This window comes from Shewanella sp. A32 (assembly GCF_029167175.1).
GTDB classification, from domain to species: Bacteria; Pseudomonadota; Gammaproteobacteria; order Enterobacterales; family Shewanellaceae; genus Shewanella; species Shewanella yunxiaonensis.
The window spans coordinates 15,086-38,127 of sequence record NZ_JARFTS010000011.1; the positions used below are offsets into that span (position 1 = coordinate 15,086).

The window sequence follows — 23,042 nt, forward strand, 5'->3', positions numbered from 1 at the left end:
GTCAGTGGCTTAGCCGCTGACCATATTGTTGAGCGCCAAAATCGGCTGCAGAATAGCCATCACAATGAACAACACTATCACCGCCATACTGACGACAAGTGCCGGCTCAAAAATCCCCAGCGCGATATTAACGTTTGATTCAAATTCCCGATCCTGGTTGTCGGCAGCTCGTTCTAACATCTGTTCCAATTCACCACTTTTTTCGCCGGATGCAATCATGTAAAGCATCATCGGTGGAAACAGTTTGGTATTGGTTAACGCGGCCCCTAAGCTGGTGCCCTCGCGCACCCGAGCCGTGGCCTCAGTTACAGCTTCCCGCACCCGCACATTCTGCATCACCTCACTGGCAATGCGCATCCCTTCCAGCAACGGTACCGAACTGGCACTGAGAATACTGAGTGTCCGCGCAAAACGCGCCGTGTTCAGCCCTTTACTGACTTTGCCGACGACCGGCATCCGCAGTAAAAAGCTGTCATATTTCATGCGGAAATCGGCTTTGGCGAGCATGCGTTTAAAAAGCACGAGCAACAGAATGATTACACCGAGCACTATCAGTCCGTAATCTTTCAAAAAATCTGAGGAGCTAATCAAAGCTCGGGTAGTCGCCGGGAGTTCCTGTCCCATGTGTTGGAACTGCGCCACCACTTTCGGTACCACAGCAGTCAACAGAATTGAGATGACGGCAATTGCCACTACGGTCAGCACTGCCGGATAGATCATGGCCTGAGTTAACTTGTTCTTCAGCTGTTGACGACGCTCGGTGTAATCGGCCAGACGATTCAGCACCACTTCCAGATGCCCGGATTTTTCGCCGGATGCCACCATCGCCCGGTAGAGATCATCAAACACATGAGGAAATTCGGCCATAGAATCAGCCAGTGAGTAACCTTCGACCACGCGTGAACGCACGGCCATAATCATTGACGACAGCCGATCTTTTTCACACTGTTGCGCCACGGCTTTTAGCGCTTCTTCTACCGGCAAACCGGCAGCAATCAAAGTAGCTAACTGCCGAGTAATTAACGCCAGCTCCGCCACCGAAATACGTTGCCGGCGACTCAACCATCCGGCACTGGCTACTTTTGACTCTTTCTCCGTGACCTGCGTCAGCTCAAGAGGCATCAGCTTTTGTTCCCGCAACTGGCTACGAGCATGCCGTGGGGTATCTGCTTCGATCACCCCTTTGACTTGCTTACCCGCACTGTTGAGGGCTTTATAGTCAAACGCCGCCATAGGTTACTCCTCGCGGGTCACACGCAGCACTTCTTCCAGGGTAGTGATCCCGGCCAGTACTTTTTGCATACCGTCGTGACGGATACTTGGGGTGAATTCGCGGATATATTTTTCAATGGCCAGCTCACCACGACCACCGTGAATCAGCTCCCGAATCTTGTCGTCAACCAACAATAACTCGTGGATACCGGTACGCCCTTTGTAACCATTGAAACCGCAGGCCTTACAACCTTTGGCTCGATAAATAGGGGTTTCGTCTTTTTTGGATAAACCGAGCAATTCCCGCTCCTGCTTGCTTGGCAGATGCGGTTCTTTACATTCATCACATAAAGTACGTACCAGCCGCTGCGCCAGTACGCCCAACAAACTGGAAGACACCAGGAAAGGTTCAACGCCCATATCCTGCAGACGGGTAATGGCTCCGGAGGCGGTATTGGTATGCAGGGTTGATAACACCAGATGTCCGGTTAACGATGCCTGCACCGCAATTTGGGCAGTTTCGAGGTCACGGATTTCCCCAATCATCACCACATCTGGGTCCTGACGCAGAATCGCTCGCAAGCCACGGGCAAAGGTCATGTCCACTTTGGTATTCACCTGCGTCTGACCGATGCCATCAATTTCATATTCGATGGGGTCTTCTACCGTCAGGATGTTGATATCTTTATGATTAATATCGGTTAACCCGGCATACAAGGTGGTACTTTTACCGGAACCTGTAGGACCAGTTACCAAAATAATACCGTGCGGTTTACGGATGAGATCTTCAAACACCACGCGGATATCTTCGGTCATCCCCAACTGCACCAGATCCAGATTACCGGCATTTTTATCCAGCAGACGTAACACCACCCGTTCGCCGTGACTGGAAGGCATAGTAGACACACGCACATCCACGGCCCGACCACCGATGCGTAACGAGATACGACCGTCCTGAGGCACACGTTTTTCGGCAATATCCAGCCGTGCCATGACCTTGATACGCGATACCAGCAATGACGATAACTTGCGGTTGGGCCGCAATACTTCGCGCAGCACCCCATCGACCCGGAAACGCACAACCAGCTGCTTTTCATAGGTTTCAATATGGATATCTGACGCTTCTTCCTTAATGGCTTCGGATAACAGTGCGTTGATCAGGCGGATGATTGGCGCATCATCGTCACCTTCCAACAAATCTTCTGTTTGCGGTAACTCTTCAGCCAGCGTAAACAGGTCCATCTCATTACCGATGTCTTCCATCAGTTGCTGCGCTTCGGAAGAGTTGCTCTGATAAGTCTGGGTGAGGCGCGCTTCAAACGTTGCCTCGTCAACTTTCACTAACGGCAACTCACTGCCAGCATAACGCCGAGCTTCCAGCAATGCAGACATCGGCGCCCGAGTGGTGTAGTACAGCACCAGCTGTTCGCCGTCTTTGCTTAGCACCAGCCCGTAGCGATGAGCAAACGCAAACGGTAACCGTTCACTGCTCTCGGAGTGAAACATCTCATCACTTTCGGACTCGGCCACCAATCCCAGGTCACTGGAGAGCTGGGTCAATTCCTCTGTCTGAGTTTCAATCTCACTCATGGTCACTGCCGTCTTGTTTAGTGTCTTGGTGGCTATCAGATGCTGAAGGATCAGTATTTAACGCTTTACCACTTTTATACTGTTCCAAAAGTTTATTCACTTCTGGTGGGATCTGATCAGCGGGAGTTAACTTATCCATCACCGGCACTTCAGCATCTGGCATCAGGTTCACACCACGTTGCTGCTGCTCCAGCTGCAAGGCCCGGAAATAGTTGTACTTACGACCGGCAATCCCTTCCATCACCACGCCTTCACGGATAATGGTTGGTCGGATAAATACCATCAAATTCTTTTTAACTGTCTTGCTGTTAGAAGAACGGAACAACTGGCCAAGGAGTGGAATATCTCCCAGCAATGGCACTTTTTGCACGCTTTCCTGAGTTTCTTTGTTGATCAGACCACCGAGTACCACGATTTGACCGGAGTCAGCCATAACGGTGGTCGACAACTTACGTGTTGCAAAAGTCACGTCAACGCTGGTATTACCATTCACACCAGAGACTTCCTGCTCAATCGTCAGTTTAACTGAGTTACCTTCGTTAATTTGTGGCACGACTTTCAGCTTCACCCCTACTTCCTTACGCTCTACGGTAGTGAAAGGGTTACTATTGCCGTTTTGAGAACTCTGGGAACCCGTGATGACCGGCACTTCGTCACCGACGATGAACGACGCTTCCTGGTTATCCATGGTGGTAATTGACGGTGTTGCCAACACATTGGAGTTCGTATCGGCAGCAGTCGCCTGAATCAATGCACCAAAATCACCAGAAACTACGGCCCAAGCCATACCTGAGACATTACTTAATGCAGAAGCCAGAGCGGTGGTGTCACCATAGGTGTCTGGTGTGGTAGTGGTTACGACACCACTGCTGGTCGCGGTAGTGGTGGTACTGCCTGACACTGTACGTGCACTCCAGATACCAGCGCCGATATCCGAAATGGTGGAGCCGACGTTATTAAACTGGGTCAGACCTCCAGACAGAGAGCCCATCTGCACCCCAAGACCGATGCTGTCGTTTTCACTCAATTCAACAATAATCGCCTCTACCAGTACCTGGGCTCTGCGGATATCGAGCTGATCAATGACGCTATCCAATGTGCGCATCTGATCCGGTTCGGCACTGATCACCAGTGAGTTGGTCTCTTCATGCGCCATGATCGTAATATTGTTGTTGCGCGCCCCAGCTGCCCCTGCGGCAGAAGGACTGCTGCTAGCCGCACCGCCTTCTTTGCTCTGGAGCTTTTGTGCAAACCCTGTCAACACTTCCACCAAATCTTTGGCTTTCGCATATTTCAGATAACGCACTTTGGTATTTCCGGTGGTTGCCTGCTCAGCATCCAACCGGGAAATCAATTCTACCGCACGTTCACGGCTGCGCTTATCGCCACTGACAACCACGGCATTGGTGCGCTCATCAGCAACCACTTTGGGTGCCTGTCCGGGCATCTGCGCCTGATTGGCCGAAGAGCGATACAGGTTATCAATGATACGCACAATTTCACCGGCAGAAGCATACTTCAGCTGTACCACCTGAGTATCAACATCGCCCTGCTTATCGACCTGCTTAACAATATCAACCAGTTTATTCACGACGGCTGCACGACCGGTGATCATGATGACGTTGGACGGGTCATAGTTAACTACGTTACCGCCACCCGCATTATCGTTTAACTGCCGTAACAAGGGGGCTAGCTGTTTGGCTTCGGTGTTATAGAGTGCGACGATACGGGTCACCATCTCATCCCCTAAACCAGGAGCATTATCATTAGCCAAGCGGATGGAGGAGACTTTGGCGTCTTTATCCTTCACCACTTTGATGACGTTATTATCCATCTCGACGACTGCATAGCCGTATACTTGCAGCACGTTCAGGAAGAACTGGTAGTACTGTTGATCGTTGAGCATGTCATAACTGCGCACATTGATTTTGCCGCGCACGGTCGGATCAACAATGATGGTTTTATTCAGGTTTTTACCAACGATGTTGATAAACTCTTGAATATCTGTGCCTTTGAAGTTGGCCGCATACTGTTCTGACCAAGCGCAAGGTTGCATAAATAAGGCGACCGATGCCACTAACCCCGCGATCAGCTTGGTTCGAATCCGTTTTTTATTCATTCTTCAACTTCCCCTAAACCTGCGTTACTGCGGCAAACTGAACATAATTTCGACGAGCTGACCATCCCGCTCTACGGTGACGGTGATATCCGTCAGGTCAGACAACTGGCCCATAATATCAAGCGCCTGAGACATCTCTGTTAAATCATAGCCGTTAATGGCTTTTGCTAAGTCATTTGCTTTGAATCCGGCCTTTTGGAACAGTTCCGGATTTTTGCCTGGATTAATGCGATACCCCAACATCTGGCCATCTTGTTGTACCGGAGAGATCGCCAAATAGTCACTGATCTTGCCAGGATCAGCGATCAGCTCGTCACGCGATTGCTGAATATCCCGTCCCAAATTTGCGTCACGACGATCAACTTTTAGCGCCGGTTGGCTTCTGGCTTGTTGCAGCTGCTCATTGGCATCACCAGAGGATGTAGTGAATTCCAATCCATCTAACATCAGGGTTTCATAACGGCCAGCGTTGGTGATGATGATACGGTCAGCATAGACCTCTTTGAGCGAGGCCGAGGTCCCCTTGATCTTATCCCCCGGACTGTAGGTATCCTGACTTCCTTGCGATTCAATAACCGCCAGACCACGCTGCTGCGCAGTCGAAGCGACTACGCCGGTGAGAAGAATAGACAATGAGGTTTTTGGCGCATCGGTGATCAGTTCCGGCGCTGTCGCTTTGACTGGCGCGCCGGTTGCGTCGGCTTTGCCAAACAATGCCAGCCCTTTAATGGCCGACAAATCGATGTTCTGTTGCTGAACCTGCCCCATCGGCGCCGCTTTCCAGGCCACTGGCGGAGTGGTGACGGGGATCAGTTTCCAGGTGATTTGCGCAGCCAGATACAACACCAACAGTAACAATAACCAGAATACAGCGTTGCTGGCTGGTTTTGACGGAATAGCCGTTACCTTGGCGATAATCTTATCCAGAGAATCCATAATTTCCCGGGCCTCTCAGTCAGGCACTGTTTCTATATTATTATCTGATTTACTAATTAAATCCTGCGCCATGCTAACCTAGAGCTTAGTTGGCAACAAGAGCACACCGAACCCACAATTGGCTAATATAGCTGGATTATGCTACCTTTTCGCGCCAAAAAAGGGTGTGATGCGCCCCACTCTTTGAAGCCGGTTAATGTTATAAGTTGCCGATATTATTAACACTGTGAAGTCGTCCATCTTCATCTGTACACAGGAGCACCACTATGGTGGAAAGCCATACTGAAGAGGCTGTTCGGTTGGATAAGTGGCTGTGGGCTGCACGTTTTTACAAGACCCGCGCCTTGGCCAAAGAGATGATTAATAGTGGTAAAGTGCACTATAACGGTCAACGGGCCAAATCCAGTAAAATTGCCGAAATTGAGGCCCACATCAAATTACGTCAGGGATATGACGAAAAAGAGATCGTGATCAAAAAAATTTCTGGCGTCCGGCAGAGTGCGATCATTGCGCAGACGTTATATGAGGAAACCGCTGAGAGTATCAGTAAACGGCAAGCAAATGCTGAAGCCAGACGACTGAATATCCTGCTTAACCCGGCACCTGATAGCAAACCGGATAAAAAGCAGCGGCGTCAGCTTATCCGGTTTAAAGAATCCTGATTGTGAGAAAGTGAATGAACCAAGACCAACTTCATCGTTACCTGTTCGACAATGCCGATGTGCGCGGCGAACTGGTGCAGTTGCAACAGAGTTATCAGCAGGTATTGGGAACCCACCAATACCCACCCCGGCTACAAGTGCTGCTGGGCGAACTGCTCGCGGCAACGTCGCTCTTAACCGCCACCTTGAAATTTGATGGCGACATCAGCGTGCAATTGCAAAGCCAAGGGCCGGTATCACTGGCAGTAATTAATGGTACCAATAAGCAACAACTGCGTGGTGTAGCCCGCTGGGAAGGGGAAATTGCCGACGATGCGTCACTGGAACAGCTGTTTCCTCAAGGCTACATGGCTATCACCATCACCCCGGAAGATGGCGAGCGCTATCAAGGAGTCGTGGCCTTAGATAAACCTACGGTCGCACAGTGTTTGGAAGGATACTTTGCCCAGTCGGAGCAGCTGCCCACCGGCATCTGGTTGTTCGCCGACGGCCGTCAGGCCGCAGGCATGATGCTGCAGATTCTTCCCAGTCAACACGCTGAAAACGATGCGTTTGAACATCTAATGCAACTGACAGCCACCATCACCGCCGATGAACTCTATCAGTTATCAGCCCGCGAAGTGTTGCACCGTTTGTATCACCAGGAAGATCTGCGGCTGTTTGATCCTATTGATGTGAGTTTCCGCTGTACCTGTTCTCGTGAACGTTGTGCCGGTGCTATCCGTACCATCGACAAAGCCGAAATCGATAGCATTATTGCAGAACGTGGCGCCGTTGATATGGACTGCGAATATTGCAACAGTCATTATCATTTCGATGCGATCGACATCGAAGCGATTTTCAAAATCAGTAGCGCACCTGAAAGACAACAATAAGTTTTCCTATCAAAAAGCCAGCATCGTACGCTGGCTTTTTTACGGAAAACGTCCGTAACCATTTCTTCCAGCAAAACCACGGTTGCCTCTTGAAAGCGTCGTGAAATTATTGAACCATCAGTGACTGATTTTTCTATCTGTCTTCGGAGTTTCTCATGCGCCTTATCCCGCTGTTGGCCATCTATGCAGCCATGCTGCCGATATCAGCTATGGCACAAACAGCACCCGCTACCACTTATGTCAATGATAACATCCTGCCAGCGGTCCAACCCTGGCATGGTGCAGATGAATCATTGATGCAAGCGCAGGAAAGCGATTGGGCGACACCATTTGAACAAAGCAGTGGAATGCGCAGCCCGAGTTACGGCGACACCATTGCCTGGCTCGATAAACTCATGAGTGACAGCAGCGGGCTGGAGAAAGTGAGCCTCGGCAAGAGCCCGCAGGGACGCGATATCTGGATGTATATCGCCAGCGATGAAGATGCCAAAACTCCACAGCAACTCAAGGCGAACCATAAACCGACAGTACTGGTACAAGCGGGCATCCATGGGGGTGAGATAGATGGCAAAGACGCTGGCATGATGCTGCTGCGCGATATCTTCCAAGGTGAGAAACGACAACTACTGGAACATGTTAACCTGCTGTTTGTGCCGATACTGAACGTCGACGGCCATGAACGCAGTGGCGAATATAATCGGGTGAACCAACGCGGTCCGGTGGAAATGGGATGGCGCAGCAACAGCCAGAACCTGAATCTTAACCGGGATTACGCTAAAGCGGATACCCTGGAAATTCAGGATATTCTCGGAGCCATCAATCGCTGGGATCCACAGTTGTATATTGACGTGCATGTCACTGATGGTCTGGACTATCAATACGATATCACCTTCGGTTACAACACCGCACAAGGGTTTAGCCCAAATGTTTATCAATGGTTTACCCAGCGTTATCGACCACAGATAGAACAGGCACTCACTGCCGCAGGACACACACCAGGGCCCTTGGTATTTACCGTCGACAATACCGATTTATCTAAGGGACTGGAACAATGGCACCCCAGCCAACGCTACTCAGACGGTTATGGCGATGCCCGTCATCTACCCACAGTACTCATTGAAAATCACAGTCTGAAACCTTTTAAACAGCGGGTGTTGGGCACCTATGTGATGCTACAACAAACCTTGGAAACGGTTGGGGCGGAGGCCACCCGCTTGCAGGCGGCGATTGAAAAAGACCGTTATCGTTACCCACAACTGGTGACATTAACTTGGGAACAGCAACCACAACCGCTGACACAAGATTTTAAAGGCATTGACTACACGCTAGCGCCAAGCCCAATTTCTGGTGCTCCCGTCGTACGTTGGAACGGCGAACCTAAATTATACCCCCAGCTTCCGGTGTTCGGTGCCACACAGGAGGGGCAACGCGTCAGTCGTCCTGCCGCCTATTACATTCCGCCACAGTGGCAGACGGTTATTCATCGCCTGATGATCCACGGGATACGCATGAATACACTTGAGCAACCGACCAAGATGTCATTACAGCAATACCAGCTGAGTGAACCGGCGTTCAGCCAAAGCAGTTTTGAAGGCCACCAGCGGGTAACGGCACAGGCGAAATTGACTAAAGTGACACTCACACTACCTGCCGGTACGATGGAAGTTCCCACCGATCAACCCTTAGGCGATTTGGCGATGATGTTATTAGAGCCGCTATCGCCCGATTCATTTTTACAGTGGGGCTTTTTTAACACCATCTTTAACCGCACTGAATACATTGAAGACTATGCGGTCGAGCCGATGGCAGCCCAAATGCTCGCTACGCAGCCAGACCTAAAAAAGGCTTTTGAAGCAGCACTAAAAGATGCGGCATTTGCCGCTGATCCCAAAGCCCGCCTGCGCTGGTTCTATGAACGCAGTCCCTATTATGATCAGCAGTATCTGCGCTACCCGGTTTACCGCAGCCGTTAATGTTGCAAGCGCCACCGGCCGTGGCGCTTTTGTTACTGCACCGGCAACTCACTGGCATCCATGATGATGGTTCGAAGGCGCAGAACTGAAATCGTCGACATCAAGACATCATTGCCCGTCGTCATACTTGGCGGGAAGCGCTGCTTCCTTGCCATATTGTTAATACCTGTCGATTTTGTTACTGCAACCATCCACATAATTGCAATTGACCATTACTGTACCGAGTAGTTTAGTATTCCCATCTGTTTATAATCGTACCGCGACTGAACGTAGTCGGCTTAATGATTAATTCACGCCAATTTTCATCTCGTTGAGCGATACCGTGATGATTTCAGTAAAGTCGTTATTGCCGCAGCGAAAGCCCATCAGTCACGGTCTATTTGACAGTGATGACAGTCTTAGCCCAATGCAAAATCCTCCATGAATTTCTGTCTTGAGCGAGTGAATACCTAAGTTGTGCAGCGTCATGCGCCGTTCTCATCCATGACGTTGGCACAGTTACCAATTGAAACGGCGAGGTAAGTTATGGCAAGTAGTGCATTACAGCATAAGCGGGTTGTGGTCATCGGCGGCAGTTCAGGAATTGGTTTACGAGTCGCCGAACTCTGTGCAGAAGCCGGAGCACAACTGTTGATCGTCGGGCGTAATCAGCAGCGTTTAGCGGCAGCTCAGGACAAATTGTCTGCACTTGGTGCCATTGTTGAAACCGCACAGGTAGATGCTCATGATCATCAGGCACTGGCAGATTTCTTTGCCAATGCTGGCGCGTTCGATCACTTAGTTTCCATGGTGGGCGATGTCATGGGCGGTGGCTTTCTGTCAGCAGATATGGCAGTCATCCGTCATGTACTGGAATCGAAATTTTTCACCAATGTGCGCATTGCTCAGTTAGCGGCCAACCACATCAATCAAGGTGGTAGTCTGGTGTTTACTTCCGGTACTGGTGGCCGGGCGCAGGATGCCTGCGGCAGCTATATTGGCAACCTTGGGATCAATGCATTGGTGGAAGGCTTAGCCGTAGAGCTGGCACCGAAAGCCAGAGTAAATGCAGTATCACCAACCTGGACCGTAACCCCCTTCTGGCGCGATCTGCCAGCCGAACAAGTGGCACAAATCAAAGCGCATTTTGCAACCGCCATCCCGATGAAGCGGACCGCAGAGATTGACGAATTGGCATCAGCTTACCTGTTTCTGATCACCAATGGCTTTATCACCGGACAGCATATTGCGGTCGATGGTGGCATCATGCTGGGAGCATAGACTGTTCGCAGTCAATACATCCCCGACGACGAGGCCTTGGCCTTGCTTGAGTTCCGCATGTTACAACGCAACGACATCATGTAAGCGCTTCGAGATAACTGATGAATCTGTTGACCGCTTAAACAGTAACGACGCGTTGAGTCATGGTTCATGACGGCTGATCAACTTTGCAATGGCGACACTGCTAAACAGTGTCGCTTTTTTATTGCGCTAGCACATTGGAAATATAGTTGATTATATCAACTATTTCCTCTATATTACGATATATCTTAAACAAAGGAGAATATCATGAAACCATTTCATGGAATGTCATCAGACAGACATCACGGCGGCCAATTCTTCACCAAAGGCGCACACACCGGCTCACATGCCAACATAAAAACGCATGCTGAGGAGGAACCACAGCGTCATCGTCGTTTTCATCGCGGCGAATTAAAAGGGTTAGTACTGCATCTTCTCACTCAGTGTCCGGCGCATGGATATGAGCTGATCAAGGCCATTGGCGATCAGGTCGGTGGTGACTATCAACCAAGTCCGGGAGTTATCTATCCAACCTTAAATGCACTGGAAGCAGCAGCGCTTATTTGTGCAGAAGGTGAAGACGGTGGCCAGGAAGGGCGTAAGGCTTATGCGATCACCGAGGCGGGGAAAGCCCATTTGGCAGCTCATGCCGAGCAATTGTCAGTGTTATTGCAACGTCTGGAACAAAAAGCGCTGAAGCAACGCGCGCGCAATAATCCCCAAATAAACGGTGCAATGGAGCAATTAAAGACCGCTTTACGCAACAAGTTTGCCAATAGTGAACTCACCGAGTCGTCAGTGGCTGCAATAGCACAACTCCTAGAGCGCGCTGCTCAAGACATTGAACAATGCTGATCAACCGCATTCGGAGACTTCGCCATGACTCAAACCGAACAGTTGTTGAACCGACACCGGATTAAACCAACTCGTCAGCGTTTGGCGGTAATGGATTTACTCCTAAACAGCAACCAAAGACATTTCACGGCTGAGCAATTGTATCTGCAATTGCAAAATCGGGGTGACGAGTTGGGGCAGGCGACAGTGTATCGGGTGCTCAATGATTTTGCTAAAGCTGGTTTACTGCGTCGTAATCAGCTGACACAGGGTAAAGCTTATTACGAACTTGCTGATGGCCAGCCACATGTACATCTGGTGGATGTTCATCAAGGTGATATTGTCGAAATGCAGGATGAAAGGCTGATGATGCAACTGCGCGGCACCGTACAGCAAATGGGTTATGAGATTATTGATATGCAGTTGAATGTTTATGTGAAGGCCACGTCCTGAGTGTTGCAGCCTATCAGTTGCAACACATCGCGATTAAATTCACGACATACCTTTTCGGAAGCTTGCCGAAAAAAAGCCCCGCTAATTGCGAGGCTTAATTGGAAGACTCTCAGACTTAGAAGAAGCTGGCTTTGAATTCAACACCAACAACACGTGGATCGTTAACGAAACCGGTCAGGTTGTTGAAGTCAATCGCACCGGTAACACGTACGGTGTTAGTGATATTACGACCATAGGCGGCAACTTCGTAATCAGTGCTACCACTGGTCCAGCGATAACCTGCACGCAGGCCGCCTTCCAGCAGTGACTTGCTTTCAAATTCTGTAGATTCATACAGGAAGAATGAAACCTTAGAACGATAAGCCCAGTCAGTGAACACGAACAGTTCACCATCAGCCAGCGGGTAGCTGTAGTTAGCAGTCAGGTTACCAGTCCAGTTGGGTGCCTGAGGCAGTGAGTTGCCATTGATCAGCGCGTTGCCATCAGCATCCAGTGGGTCAGTAACGTTACAACGACGACTACCACAGATCGCGATAGCCAGCTGGTCATCTTTGATTTCAGTGTGGTTATAGCTGACACCCGCGGTAACTAGCAGGTTTTCAGTCACCGCATACTGAGAATCCATTTCGAAACCGTAACCTTCAGTCTTATCAGCATTGATCAGACGGTTATAGTTAACACCACCGCCTACAGCAGTCAGCTGCTGATCTTTTAGCTGATAGTAGAACACGTCAAAGTTAACGCGAGCACGGTTATCCAGCAGGTCGGACTTAATGCCTAATTCGCTGCTGTACATGGTTTCAGAATTGGCAACAGTCACTTCGTCACCCCAGAGCAGACGGCCCTGGATAGATGGTGCCCGGAAGCCCTTGGCAATACGGCCATAGACGTTAGTATCCTGATCGACAGTGTAAACACCGCTCAGATCCCAACTGATTTGACCATCGGAAGGGTCGGCATACAGCTTGTCAGTTGCACCGGCACCGGCGGGAGAAACCAGGCGCTGTGCGACAAAGTCTTTCTTATCATGAGAATAACGAATGCCAGCAGTAACCTTAAAGTCATCGGTCAGGTCATAATCCAAAGAACCAAACCCTGCCCAAGCTTTAGTGTCCTGCTTCTGGTACGCGTAACCATTCTGAGTACCCGTTTCATCGTAGTTAAAGCTGTCGATGTTCAGAGATTCGTCGAAATAGAATAAACCAACCTGGTAGTCCAGACGACCCAGTTCATTGGTCGCCAAACGCAGTTCCTGAGTCCACTGGCTATGATCTGGCAGACCGTCAGCTGATTCAGAAGTGTAAGGAATGAACCCAGGGCCCATAGAAGCCAGGTAAGAGGCACCGTAACCACCATCGATATCACCACGAGAAAATGCCTCAGCAGATTCATAGCCAGTGATAGAGGTCAGAGTGTAATCACCGAAATTGTATTCCAGTTTAGCGCTGCCGCCGTGAGTCTTAACAGTCTGCTCAGCACGGCTGGCGGCATCCTGGTACACAGTGTCACGCTCGAAGCCATCAACCAAATCATTGGTGCCGTCCTTGATGATGTTGGCGCGGAACACGCGAGGAGTGCCATCCAGGTTACGATAGTGAGCGTTAAATAGTGCGCTGAAGTCAGTGTTTGGTTGCCATAACACCTGCAAACGCGCAGCACGGTCATTATAACCTTCTAACTGATCATTGGCTTCATAACCAGGGGCTTTGTTGTCTACCCAGTTGTCACGGTGCTGGTCCAGCACAGACAAACGAGCAGAAACGGTATCAGTCAGACCGCCGCCGACAGCTGCTTCCATGTTCACAGTATTGTATGTGCCATAAGAAACTTTACCGTAAGCACTGAATTCCTGAGTTGGCTTCTTGGTTTCCAGCTTAATGATACCGGCAGTAGTGTTACGACCGAACAGTGACCCCTGTGGACCACGCAGTACTTCTACACGTTCCAGGTCAAAAATCGGGTAACCTTTCAGGATGGCGTTTTCCTGAACCACATCGTCCACCACCAGAGATACTGGCTGAGAAGAGTTCAAATCAAAGTCAGTGTTACCCATGCCACGGATATAGAAACGTGGGAAGGTACGACCGAAAGAAGATTCGATGTTCAAGCTAGGAATACGGGAAGACATAAAGCGGATGTCATCACCAGCAGCACCCATCGCCTGCAGATCATCACTTTTCAGTGCAGAGATAGACATCGGCACATCCTGAGCGTTCTGGACACGCTTCTGTGCGGTGACCATGATCCGCTCTAATTTGCCATCGTCGGTCTTGGTAGATTGCTCGTCCGCGTAGGCCAGCGAACCGCTGGCAATCAACGCTGCGTTGATGCTTAAGAAAAGCGTGGACAGTTTGCTCATCATAGATTACCCGATTGATATATTTAACTATTTAAAATTAAAGGTGTTTCTTATATCTGAAACATCCCCCTGAGTAGTTCGGGCGCGATTTTAACAGTTTGTTGCAATTATGAATTAATTTATTTACGAAATGACTATTCTCAAAATAAAACAAACATCTAAAAGATGTGTTTGCTTTTTTATAGCTGAAATGAATTTATTAATATGTTTTTAAAGAATTTATCTTTAAATATTGAGAACTTTGTTAGCGGATTTTCATTCCAGGAATACTGTCTTAAATCCGATCTCACCTTGCGCAAACTGACAATTGCCTTACATATCGTTAGTCTCAGTGAAAAATGTGAAGTCCAGTTATTTACAATCACACCTTAGTCACGAATTGTCTTTGGGAAATGATTTCGAAGACGCTACAGGCACACGATCACTCGCATATCGTTTGAGTCCTTAACTTCCATCCAAGCAGTGACCGGGTTAGGCTGAGCGTCCAGAAGAAACCATGAGCGAGATAATATGAACCAGCTGCTGATCACCGTTATTGTTGCGGCATTATTGATCTTAATCCTCAAAAGCTATGCCGATCGCCGGGCAAAGCAGTATACGCAACAGCGCTACCCCGATGTCTGGCGTGACATTGCTAAAGCCCGTGGCGGATTGATTGCGGCACTGCATTTATCGCTTAAAGCAGGCCTGCTCAATCAAAAACAAGACCAGTATTTAATCCGTTACCGGCGCCACATCCACTGGCTGAAGGCAGCCGCGCTGTTGTTATTGGCATTCACGGTGGCATTAGGTTTTTATCGATAGTCGCCGACTGAAACATAAACTCACACATTATCCCGAGTTTCGCTAATGAGAAGCTCGGCACATCAAGGTAAACTTGGCCGTTGACGAATTCCCCAGTAATGCAACTCACAAGGGACCATTATGTTTACCAGACTTTTGACTGCAGTGGCGGTCAGTGCTGCCCTTTTGGGCGGTTTAACCGCATGTAATGAACCGTCCACCAAAAGCGAAACTGCCGCAGCAACAAAAACGACCGATGCAGCGCCCAAGACTGACGTAGATATCGGTATCAACCTTAAGGCCATGGACACCGCCATCAAGCCCGGTGATGATTTTTATCAGTACGCCAACGGCAACTGGATGAAATCCACTGAAATTCCGGCAGACCGCTCCAGCACTGGTGCGTTTCTGGTAGCTTTTGAATCCACCGAAAAACATAAAGCTGAGCTGATAGCCAATCTGGTAAATACCCAACATCCCGCAGGCAGCGATGAAGCGCGTATTGCAGATTTCTATAAAGCCTATACTGATACCGCTGCCATTGATGCTGCCGGTCTGCAACCGGTGCAGGCTGATCTGGCACGCTATGCTGCCATTAAAGACAAACAGCAATTAGCTGCCGTGTTGGGCAGTAATCTGCGCGCCGATGTTGATCCGCTAAATGCGACCCATTACGCCACTGAAAACCTGTTTGGGTTATTTGTCACTCAGGGACTGGCAACACCTGGAGAAGTCCTGCCATATATTCTGCAAGGCGGTCTGGGTCTGCCAGAGCGTGAATACTATCTGTCAGATTCACCCAAAATGGTGGACATTCGGAAACAGTATCGCAATTACATTGAAACGCTGCTGACCTCAGCTGGCGTTGAGGATGCTGCCGCCAAGGCCGATCGTATCTTTGCCCTGGAAACCAAAATCGCCACCGCACACGAAACTCGTGAAGAAAGTGAAGACTTTGCCAAGTCCTCTACTGTATGGAGTCGAGCAGACTTTGATACGAAGGCACCAGGTATCGATTGGCAGGCTTTTCTGAATGCAGCACATCTAGGACAACAACCTCGTTTTGCAGCGTATCATGCTGCGGCGATTACGCACCTGGCCGCACTGGTCGCGTCTGAGCCACTGCAGTCCTGGAAGGACTGGCTGGTATTCCATCAGATCAATGCGCACACCGATGTACTGCCAAGCGCGATTGATAACGCCCATTTTGCTTTTTATGGCACCACACTCTCTGGCACCCCGCAGCAGCGTAGTCGTGATAAACGTGCCTTAAGCGCACTGGATGAGTACCTGGGCGATGCCGTAGGTAAAGATTACGTGGAAAAATATTTCCCGGCATCCGCTAAAGCACAAGTCGGCGATATGGTGCAGCAGATCATTCATGCGTTCCACCAGCGAGTCGAAGCGCTGGACTGGATGGCAGCCACCACCAAAAAAGAGGCCTTGGCCAAAGTCGATTCATTGGTTGTCGGCGTGGGTTATCCTGATAGCTGGCCCGATTATAGCCATTATCAGGTATCGGCCACCGATGCCTACAATAACGAAATTGCCGGGGAACAGATCCGTTATCAACAACAGTTGGCTAAAGTTGGCAAGCCACAGGATAAGCATGAATGGTGGATGGTGCCGCAGATTGTCAATGCGGTAAACTTGCCAGTACAAAATGCCCTGAACTTCCCGGCAGGGATCCTACAGCCCCCATTCTTTGATGCCAAAGCCGATGCCGCCTATAACTATGGTGCTATTGGTGCCGTCATCGGCCATGAAATCAGCCATAGTTTTGATAACAACGGTGCCGCATTCGACTCAACCGGGGCAATGCGTAACTGGTGGACCAAGGATGACTTTGCGCGCTTTGCCCAACAAGGGGAAGCATTAGCGGCACAGTTTGATACCTACTACCCGTTCCCGGATCTGCACGTCAATGGCAAGTTAACTCTGGGTGAAAACATCGCCGATGTTGCGGGTTTAGCTGCGTCACTGGATGCTTACCATGCCTCATTAAATGGGAAACCTGCGCCCGTCATTGATGGCTTTACCGGTGATCAACGCTTCTTTATCGGGTTTGCCCAGACTTGGGCGACCAAGATGCGCGATCAGGCGTTGCGTCAACGCATTGCGACTGACGGTCACGCCCCGGGGATGTACCGTGCGCTCACCGTACGCAACTTAGATGCCTGGTATCAAGCATTTAATGTACAGCCAGGTGACAAGCTGTACCTAGCACCGGAGCAACGTGTGAAAGTCTGGTAAACGCACTCTTTCGCTAAAAAGCCTGGCCACAACGTCAGGCTTTTTTATCTGCGATTGCTTCAGGTAACCCCTTATAGCCGTTCGAATTAAATTGCCGAGGCAGCCAACGATGCCCGTATCAAAACACGATACCAATTAAGTTCAGCGTTCAAATCGGCGGCGACAGAGATTGATCCGCCGCAGTACTCGGGTATGGTGACGGTAAGGTTATTAGCCAGAGGATATTTCATGCTTTTAGGCATTCACCATATCGCTGTCATCTGCCACGACTATCAGCGCTCCAAACACTTCTATTGTGAGATTTTAGGCTTGGACGTTATTGCCGAACATTATCGGCAAGCAAGAAATTCCTGGAAGTTGGATTTGCAACTGCCTGATGGCTCGCAACTGGAACTGTTTTCATTCCCTGATGCGCCAACGCGTCCAAGCTTCCCGGAAGCCCAGGGATTACGCCACCTCGCCTTTCGCGTAGTTTCTGTCTCCGACGCGGTTACATGGCTTGCATCCCATGGCATAAACTGCGAACCCATCCGAATCGATGCCTACACGGGTAAACAATTTACCTTTTTCAACGATCCGGATAATCTGCCGTTAGAACTCTATGAAATTTAGCGTATTGGAATATTTGTATGACAGTGTCAGGTTACGAAGTCAGTTGCGATCCTGACAAATTGGACTTCGCAGTAATATGCGGATTTATCGCTAGCAGTTACTGGGCTAAAGGCATACCAGAAGCCGTGATGCGTAAGGCGATTGCTAATTTGCTGTGTTTTGGCGTGTATACCGCAGCGGGTCAGCAAGTGGGATTTGCCCGCATCATCAGTGATCGCGCAACGTTCGCGTACCTCGCTGATGTATTTATTTCGCCAGAACATCGTGGCCTAGGTCTGAGCAAATGGCTGGTTCAGACCATCGTTGCTCACCCCGAGCTACAAGGATTACGGCGCATGATGCTAGCGACGCGCGATGCGCATGGCTTGTACGCTCAATTTGGCTTTAATACCGTAGAAAATCCACAAAGTCTGATGCAGATCTGGCAGCCTGACGTATACCGACTAAAGTAACAGTACCGGTAACCACAGCTGCCACCCTCATGGAGACTGATGATGAATCATATTCAACTGGTCGAAGGGGATATTACTCTCGCATCTGAAGATGCCATCGTTAATGCCGCCAATAGTCGTATGCTTGGTGGTGGTGGCGTGGATGGCGCGATCCATCAAGCCGCAGGGCCACAGTTGTTGGCCGAATGTCTCAAAATCCCTGAAGTAAATGGCATACGTTGCCCGGTAGGTGAAGCCCGCATCACCAGCGCGGGGAACTTGCCGAGTCGTTACGTGATTCACACCGTCGGGCCGATTTATAGCAGCGATGCAGCCCCCGCGCAGCACCTGGCTGCAACCTATCGCTCCTCCTTGCAACTGGCGATGGCGCATGGCTGTCATTCAGTAGCGCTGCCGGCGATCTCCTGTGGTGTTTACGGTTACCCATTGGAGGAAGCGGCAAATATCGCCTTGCAAACCTGTAACGAACCGCAATTCAAACACCTGCACATTGTTTTTTATCTGTTTAATGCTGAGATAGCAAAGGTGTGGCGACAGATGCTGGCACATCTGGACCCGCCCTAACATGGTCAAACCTTGTAAATTGGCTTTGACCTACTCCGCGCATTGTGGGAAAACTAGGACACGGTGACTCGGACGAGGAAAGCAGCGTGATTTACCAGGGAAGTTGCCATTGCCAGGCGGTGCGATTTGAAGTGGAAGCCCCCGCCGAATTAGCGGTCGATTATTGCAACTGTTCCATTTGCCGTAAATCAGGCTATCTCCATCTGATTGTACCCACAAGCAAATTTCGCATTATCCGCGGTGAAGAGATGCTCACCACCTATCGCTTTAACACCGGCGTGGCGCAACATACATTCTGTCGAACTTGTGGCATCAAACCTTTTTATATTCCCCGCTCCAATCCAGATGGCGTCGATGTCAATGTGAACTGCCTGGATACCGAGCCAGCAGCAGTGCATATCACCCAGTTTGATGGCCAACATTGGGAACAACACGCCCAGACCTTGGCGCATAAAAGCCAAGAAAAATAGCATGATAGGTATTTTATGACGGAAAATCTGACGATCCGGATTGATGACCTCGAATCGCCTCAAATACTGGCGTTACTGCAGGCCCATCTTGAAGATATGTATGCAACTTCGCCACCAGAGAGTGTCCATGCCCTGGATATCACCAAGCTGAAGCAACCCGAGATTATCTTCTGGAGTGCCTGGCAGCAGCAACAGTTGCTGGGATGCATTGCCCTAAAATTACATGATAGTCAGCTTGCAGAGATTAAATCGATGCGTACCACTGTTGCCGCCAGACGTCGCGGTATTGCGTCCGCATTGTTAAATCATCTACTACAACATGCCGCGGGTCTCGGCGTGACAAGGCTGTGTTTAGAAACCGGTTCAATGGCATTTTTTGAACCCGCGCGGGCGCTTTACCTAAAATTCGGCTTCAGTGAATGCACACCGTTTGCTGATTATCAGCCCGACCCCAATAGCGTATTTATGGAGAAGTTTTTGCGCTAACCCGCAACCACTCCGCCCAATTGATGAAAGAACATCACCGACTTATCCTGCCAGCGTCATGCTCCGGACAATAGCAGATATACATTTTTGCCAAGATCCTCAAGTGATTGGGAAAATTCGCCATTTTTCGGCGAAGTTCTTATTTCCTCATGTCGAAGAAATATTTTTATCGTTTAATTTCAATTAGATAAATATTGGCGCAATTGCTGCTATAGAGAGTTGTTCTCCGAAAGCCATTCATGGCAACTCCGGGACAACTTCCCGACCGCGGGATTCATTGTAGTGGCCGCATTGTGGTCAATGAATCCCGCTCCTTTTTGAGCGCAACTACGCTGCTGGAGCGTTATTCAATAGCGCGAGCTTCTGTTGCCGACTGAGTTTTTTCACCGCCAGTTCTCGCTTGAGGGCATCACTGCGACTGCCGACCAACTCCTGATAGGCTAACTGCAACGGCCCTCGTCCGCGCAAATATTTAGCAGCGCGCAGACCGCCGCGCTGGTGCTCAGCAAAACGGCGAGGGACATCGGTGGTCACACCGGTATACAGCTCTCCGTCACGACAACGGATGATATACAACGACCACGGGTTCATTTATATCCCAACAAGCCGAGGAAGAAGGCGTACTCTAACGCAGTATCTTCGTAACTGCTGTAACGGCCACTCTTGCCCCCGTGACCCGCCGTCATGTCCATATGCAGCAGTAACAGATGATTATCCGTTTTATAGTCGCGCAGTTTAGCCACCCATTTTGCCGGTTCGAAATACTGCACCTGAGAATCATACAGGCCGCTGGTTACCAGCAGATTGGGATAAGCCTGATGCTGTACATTGTCATAAGGCGAGTAGCTGAGCATGTAGTCGAAATATTTTTTCTGCTGCGGATTACCCCACTCATCGTATTCATTGGTAGTGAGCGGAATCGATTCGTCCAGCATAGTCGTGACGATATCGACAAATGGCACATGAGCCGCGACGGCAAGATACAACTCTGGCGCCTGATTGATCACGCCCCCCATCAGTAACCCACCCGCGCTACCACCTGCAGCCAACACTTTGCCTGGCGCGCCATATTTTTCGTTCAATAACCCCTTAGTGACATCAACAAAATCATTGAAACTATTCTGTTTATGTAACATCTTGCCTTCTTCATACCAGCGCCGTCCCAGCATATCGCTGCCACGCACATGGGCAATGGCATACACAATGCCGCGGTCGAGCAAGCTGATAATGTCATCCTGAAACGCTGGCTCCATCACAATGCCATAGGCCCCATAGCCATAGATGTACAGCGGGTTAGTGCCATCACGTTGGAATTTGTCTTTGCGGTACACCAATGTCACCGGTACCGGAGTGCCATCGCGTGCGGTGATGCGTAATCTTTCTGTGCGATAATTAGCGGCATTAAAGCCGCCTAGCACTTTTTCCTGTTTCAATAGGGTACGACGCCCCGGGAAATCCAGCTGATAGTCATAAATAGATTCAGGGGTTGACGGGCTGGAGTAATACACTCGCAGCTCACGACTGTGCTGATTAGGATTCACATCTAACCCCACCACATACGCCGGGTCATCAAACTGCAGCTCGTAGCCGCGAGTCGTATCTGCATCGGGGTAAATACGTATGTGGCTTAACCCCTGTTCCCGGGTCTGTAACACCAGAAAGTCGTCCAGTAACAGAAAATCTTCCAGCAATACATCCGGATCATGCGGGATCACTGGCTGCCAGTTGTCCTTGTTCGCCGCTTTGTTGATGTTGACTTTCATCAACTGGAAATTCTGCGCCTGCCAGTTGGTCAGGATATAAAGCTCATTGCCCCGTTTCGCGACACTATATTCGATGCCCTCTTCTCGAGGCAGCACCGGCAAAAACTCGCCTAATGGCGCGTTCGCATCGAGCAAGGAGACTTCACTGGTAATGGTGTTTTCATGGGTCAGCACAATCTCGGTTTCGTCGAGGCTTTTACCTAGGTCGAGAAAATAGGAGTCGTCTTTTTCGTGGTAAACCAGCACATCAGCAGACTGCTGAGTCCCCAGTTTGTGACGGAATACCCTATCCCCCAACAGGGTTTGCGGGTCTTTGGCAATATAGAAGACATAACGATTGTCATTGCTCCATACCACGCCACCGTCAACGTCTGTGAGCTTATCGGAGAGTAGTTGACCACCAGACAGATCTTTAAAATAGACGGTATAGATGCGTCGACTCAGGGTATCTTCGGCAAAGGCTAGCAGCTTTTCATCCGGGCTGACATTGACAGCAGCCAAGCGATAAAAGTCATGTCCCGCCGCGCGTTCGTTAGCGTCCAACAGCGACTGCACAGCACCGCTCTGCGTCTGACTACGCACAATAATCGGGTATTCTTTGCCTTCACTGTAGCGCCGTGAGTACCAGTGGTTATGCCAGTGGTAAGGTACTGTGCTTTCGTTAGGCTCGACCCGCGAGGTCAGTTCTTTAAATAGCTGGTTTTCTAACGGCTTGTAAGGGGCTAACTGCGCCTGGGTATAGGCGTTTTCCTGATGCAAATAGTCCAAGACTTGAGGAGCGGTACGGCTGTCATCACGCAGCCAATAATAGTTATCTACTCGCGTTACCCCATGCAGTGTCATTTCATGAGGAATTTTAGTGGCCACTGGCGCAGTGACTTCTACTTTTGCATTCATACTTCCGCATCCGCACAGCACTATGGCTGCGCCTACCAACCCAATAGATGTCAACAGTCTGTTCATGAGCCTTTCCCTGTTAAGTCGCAGCCACTACCGCACCGCGCTCATGGCCGAAACTGCTGGCCGAAAACCCTATAGTGACCGGCAACTTTTATTACCGCAAGTCTCTGATCAGAAATGTGAAGCGGAAGCTTGTTATTTCATAACTGCGGGCGCATGCTATTTTTCGCCTGAGCACCCTCAGGCAGTATTCTCAGGGCGGGGTGTAATTCCCCACCGGTGGTAAATCGCTTTAAGCAGCGAAAGCCCGCGAGCGCCTGATACGATGTCAGGGTCAGCAGATCTGGTGTCCTCACCTTATGTGACTATTCCAGAGCCGACGGTGTTGCCAGTATGTACTGGCTCAGTCCGGATGAAAGAGGATATGACAACTGTTATACCGGCTGTCTTTCAGGCATCTATTAC

At 49.9% G+C, this 23,042-nt stretch carries 20 protein-coding genes, 1 pseudogene and 1 riboswitch; of the genes and pseudogenes, 13 read left to right on the forward strand and 8 right to left on the reverse strand.

Features of this window, described 5'->3' with window-relative positions; genetic code table 11:
- Positions 1-9: 9 nt before the first annotated feature.
- From gspF to gspC, 4 genes are read right to left on the reverse strand one after another with little or no spacing between them, the layout of a single operon-like run.
- The gene (gene gspF / locus PY479_RS09865; protein WP_212595069.1) at positions 10-1,233 is read right to left on the reverse strand and encodes a type II secretion system inner membrane protein GspF; all 1,224 of its coding nucleotides are present in this window, start codon (positions 1,231-1,233) and stop codon (positions 10-12) included.
- A gap of 3 nt (positions 1,234-1,236) precedes the next feature.
- Positions 1,237-2,802, reverse strand: coding sequence for a type II secretion system ATPase GspE (gspE, locus tag PY479_RS09870; RefSeq protein ID WP_212595068.1), 1,566 nt, complete (start codon positions 2,800-2,802; stop codon positions 1,237-1,239).
- Positions 2,795-4,921 (reverse strand): type II secretion system secretin GspD, encoded by a 2,127-nt coding sequence (gene gspD, locus PY479_RS09875; protein ID WP_275483640.1) that lies wholly within the window; start codon positions 4,919-4,921, stop codon positions 2,795-2,797. Before gspD ends, gspE begins: the two co-directional genes overlap by 8 nt.
- 24 nt (positions 4,922-4,945) lie before the next feature.
- Positions 4,946-5,857: a type II secretion system protein GspC gene (gene gspC, locus PY479_RS09880; RefSeq protein WP_212595066.1), complete on the reverse strand. Its 912-nt coding sequence runs from the start codon at positions 5,855-5,857 to the stop codon at positions 4,946-4,948.
- 266 nt (positions 5,858-6,123) lie between these two features.
- Between gspC and hslR the strand changes: the two genes are divergently transcribed.
- The 3 genes from hslR (at position 6,124) to PY479_RS09895 (ending at position 9,367) form a co-directional block, all read left to right on the forward strand.
- Complete coding sequence (gene hslR, locus PY479_RS09885; RefSeq protein ID WP_212596472.1) at positions 6,124-6,519, forward strand: ribosome-associated heat shock protein Hsp15; 396 nt, start codon at positions 6,124-6,126, stop codon at positions 6,517-6,519.
- A gap of 14 nt (positions 6,520-6,533) precedes the next feature.
- Positions 6,534-7,394: an Hsp33 family molecular chaperone HslO gene (hslO, locus tag PY479_RS09890; RefSeq protein WP_275483641.1), complete on the forward strand. Its 861-nt coding sequence runs from the start codon at positions 6,534-6,536 to the stop codon at positions 7,392-7,394.
- 191 nt (positions 7,395-7,585) lie between these two features.
- Positions 7,586-9,367 (forward strand): M14 family metallopeptidase, encoded by a 1,782-nt coding sequence (locus PY479_RS09895; protein ID WP_275483692.1) that lies wholly within the window; start codon positions 7,586-7,588, stop codon positions 9,365-9,367.
- 32 nt (positions 9,368-9,399) lie between these two features.
- Here the strand turns inward: PY479_RS09895 and PY479_RS09900 are convergent, their stop codons facing one another.
- Positions 9,400-9,522, reverse strand: coding sequence for a hypothetical protein (locus PY479_RS09900; RefSeq protein ID WP_275483642.1), 123 nt, complete (start codon positions 9,520-9,522; stop codon positions 9,400-9,402).
- A gap of 370 nt (positions 9,523-9,892) precedes the next feature.
- Here PY479_RS09900 and PY479_RS09905 point away from each other — a divergent pair, with 370 nt between their 5' ends.
- From PY479_RS09905 to PY479_RS09915, 3 genes are all read left to right on the forward strand, one after another.
- Positions 9,893-10,627, forward strand: a complete 735-nt coding sequence (locus PY479_RS09905; RefSeq protein WP_275483643.1) for an SDR family oxidoreductase — start codon at positions 9,893-9,895, stop codon at positions 10,625-10,627.
- 288 nt (positions 10,628-10,915) lie between these two features.
- Positions 10,916-11,503, forward strand: a complete 588-nt coding sequence (locus PY479_RS09910; protein WP_275483644.1) for a PadR family transcriptional regulator — start codon at positions 10,916-10,918, stop codon at positions 11,501-11,503.
- Positions 11,504-11,527: 24 nt separating this feature from the next.
- Entirely contained in the window at positions 11,528-11,935 is a 408-nt protein-coding gene (locus tag PY479_RS09915) for a transcriptional repressor (protein ID WP_275483645.1), read from the forward strand.
- 115 nt (positions 11,936-12,050) lie between these two features.
- On the opposite strand, the gene PY479_RS09920 is transcribed toward PY479_RS09915, so the two are convergent.
- Complete coding sequence (locus PY479_RS09920) at positions 12,051-14,297, reverse strand: TonB-dependent receptor (protein ID WP_275483646.1); 2,247 nt, start codon at positions 14,295-14,297, stop codon at positions 12,051-12,053.
- 507 nt (positions 14,298-14,804) lie between these two features.
- Between PY479_RS09920 and PY479_RS09925 the strand changes: the two genes are divergently transcribed.
- From PY479_RS09925 to PY479_RS09955, 7 genes are all read left to right on the forward strand, one after another.
- A complete protein-coding gene (locus tag PY479_RS09925; protein ID WP_275483647.1) occupies positions 14,805-15,098 on the forward strand; it encodes a hypothetical protein in 294 nt (97 codons plus the stop codon).
- Positions 15,099-15,218: 120 nt separating this feature from the next.
- The gene (locus PY479_RS09930; protein ID WP_275483648.1) at positions 15,219-17,330 is read left to right on the forward strand and encodes a M13 family metallopeptidase; all 2,112 of its coding nucleotides are present in this window, start codon (positions 15,219-15,221) and stop codon (positions 17,328-17,330) included.
- A 228-nt stretch (positions 17,331-17,558) separates the two neighbouring features.
- Positions 17,559-17,942 carry a VOC family protein gene (locus PY479_RS09935; protein WP_275483649.1) on the forward strand — a complete coding sequence of 128 codons (384 nt, stop codon included), beginning with the start codon at positions 17,559-17,561 and terminating at the stop codon, positions 17,940-17,942.
- 17 nt (positions 17,943-17,959) lie between these two features.
- Entirely contained in the window at positions 17,960-18,394 is a 435-nt protein-coding gene (locus PY479_RS09940) for a GNAT family N-acetyltransferase (protein ID WP_275483650.1), read from the forward strand.
- A gap of 39 nt (positions 18,395-18,433) precedes the next feature.
- A complete protein-coding gene (locus PY479_RS09945; protein ID WP_275483651.1) occupies positions 18,434-18,958 on the forward strand; it encodes an O-acetyl-ADP-ribose deacetylase in 525 nt (174 codons plus the stop codon).
- A gap of 86 nt (positions 18,959-19,044) precedes the next feature.
- Entirely contained in the window at positions 19,045-19,428 is a 384-nt protein-coding gene (locus PY479_RS09950; RefSeq protein ID WP_275483652.1) for a GFA family protein, read from the forward strand.
- A gap of 15 nt (positions 19,429-19,443) precedes the next feature.
- The gene (locus tag PY479_RS09955; protein ID WP_275483653.1) at positions 19,444-19,914 is read left to right on the forward strand and encodes a GNAT family N-acetyltransferase; all 471 of its coding nucleotides are present in this window, start codon (positions 19,444-19,446) and stop codon (positions 19,912-19,914) included.
- Positions 19,915-20,241: 327 nt separating this feature from the next.
- On the opposite strand, the pseudogene PY479_RS09960 reads toward PY479_RS09955, so the two are convergent.
- Positions 20,242-20,496, reverse strand: a pseudogene (locus tag PY479_RS09960) (GIY-YIG nuclease family protein); the annotation flags it as partial.
- Between the two features lie 5 nt (positions 20,497-20,501).
- Positions 20,502-22,640, reverse strand: coding sequence for a S9 family peptidase (locus PY479_RS09965; RefSeq protein ID WP_275483654.1), 2,139 nt, complete (start codon positions 22,638-22,640; stop codon positions 20,502-20,504).
- A 182-nt stretch (positions 22,641-22,822) separates the two neighbouring features.
- A riboswitch (FMN riboswitch) is annotated at positions 22,823-23,005 on the forward strand.
- Positions 23,006-23,042 lie beyond the last annotated feature (37 nt).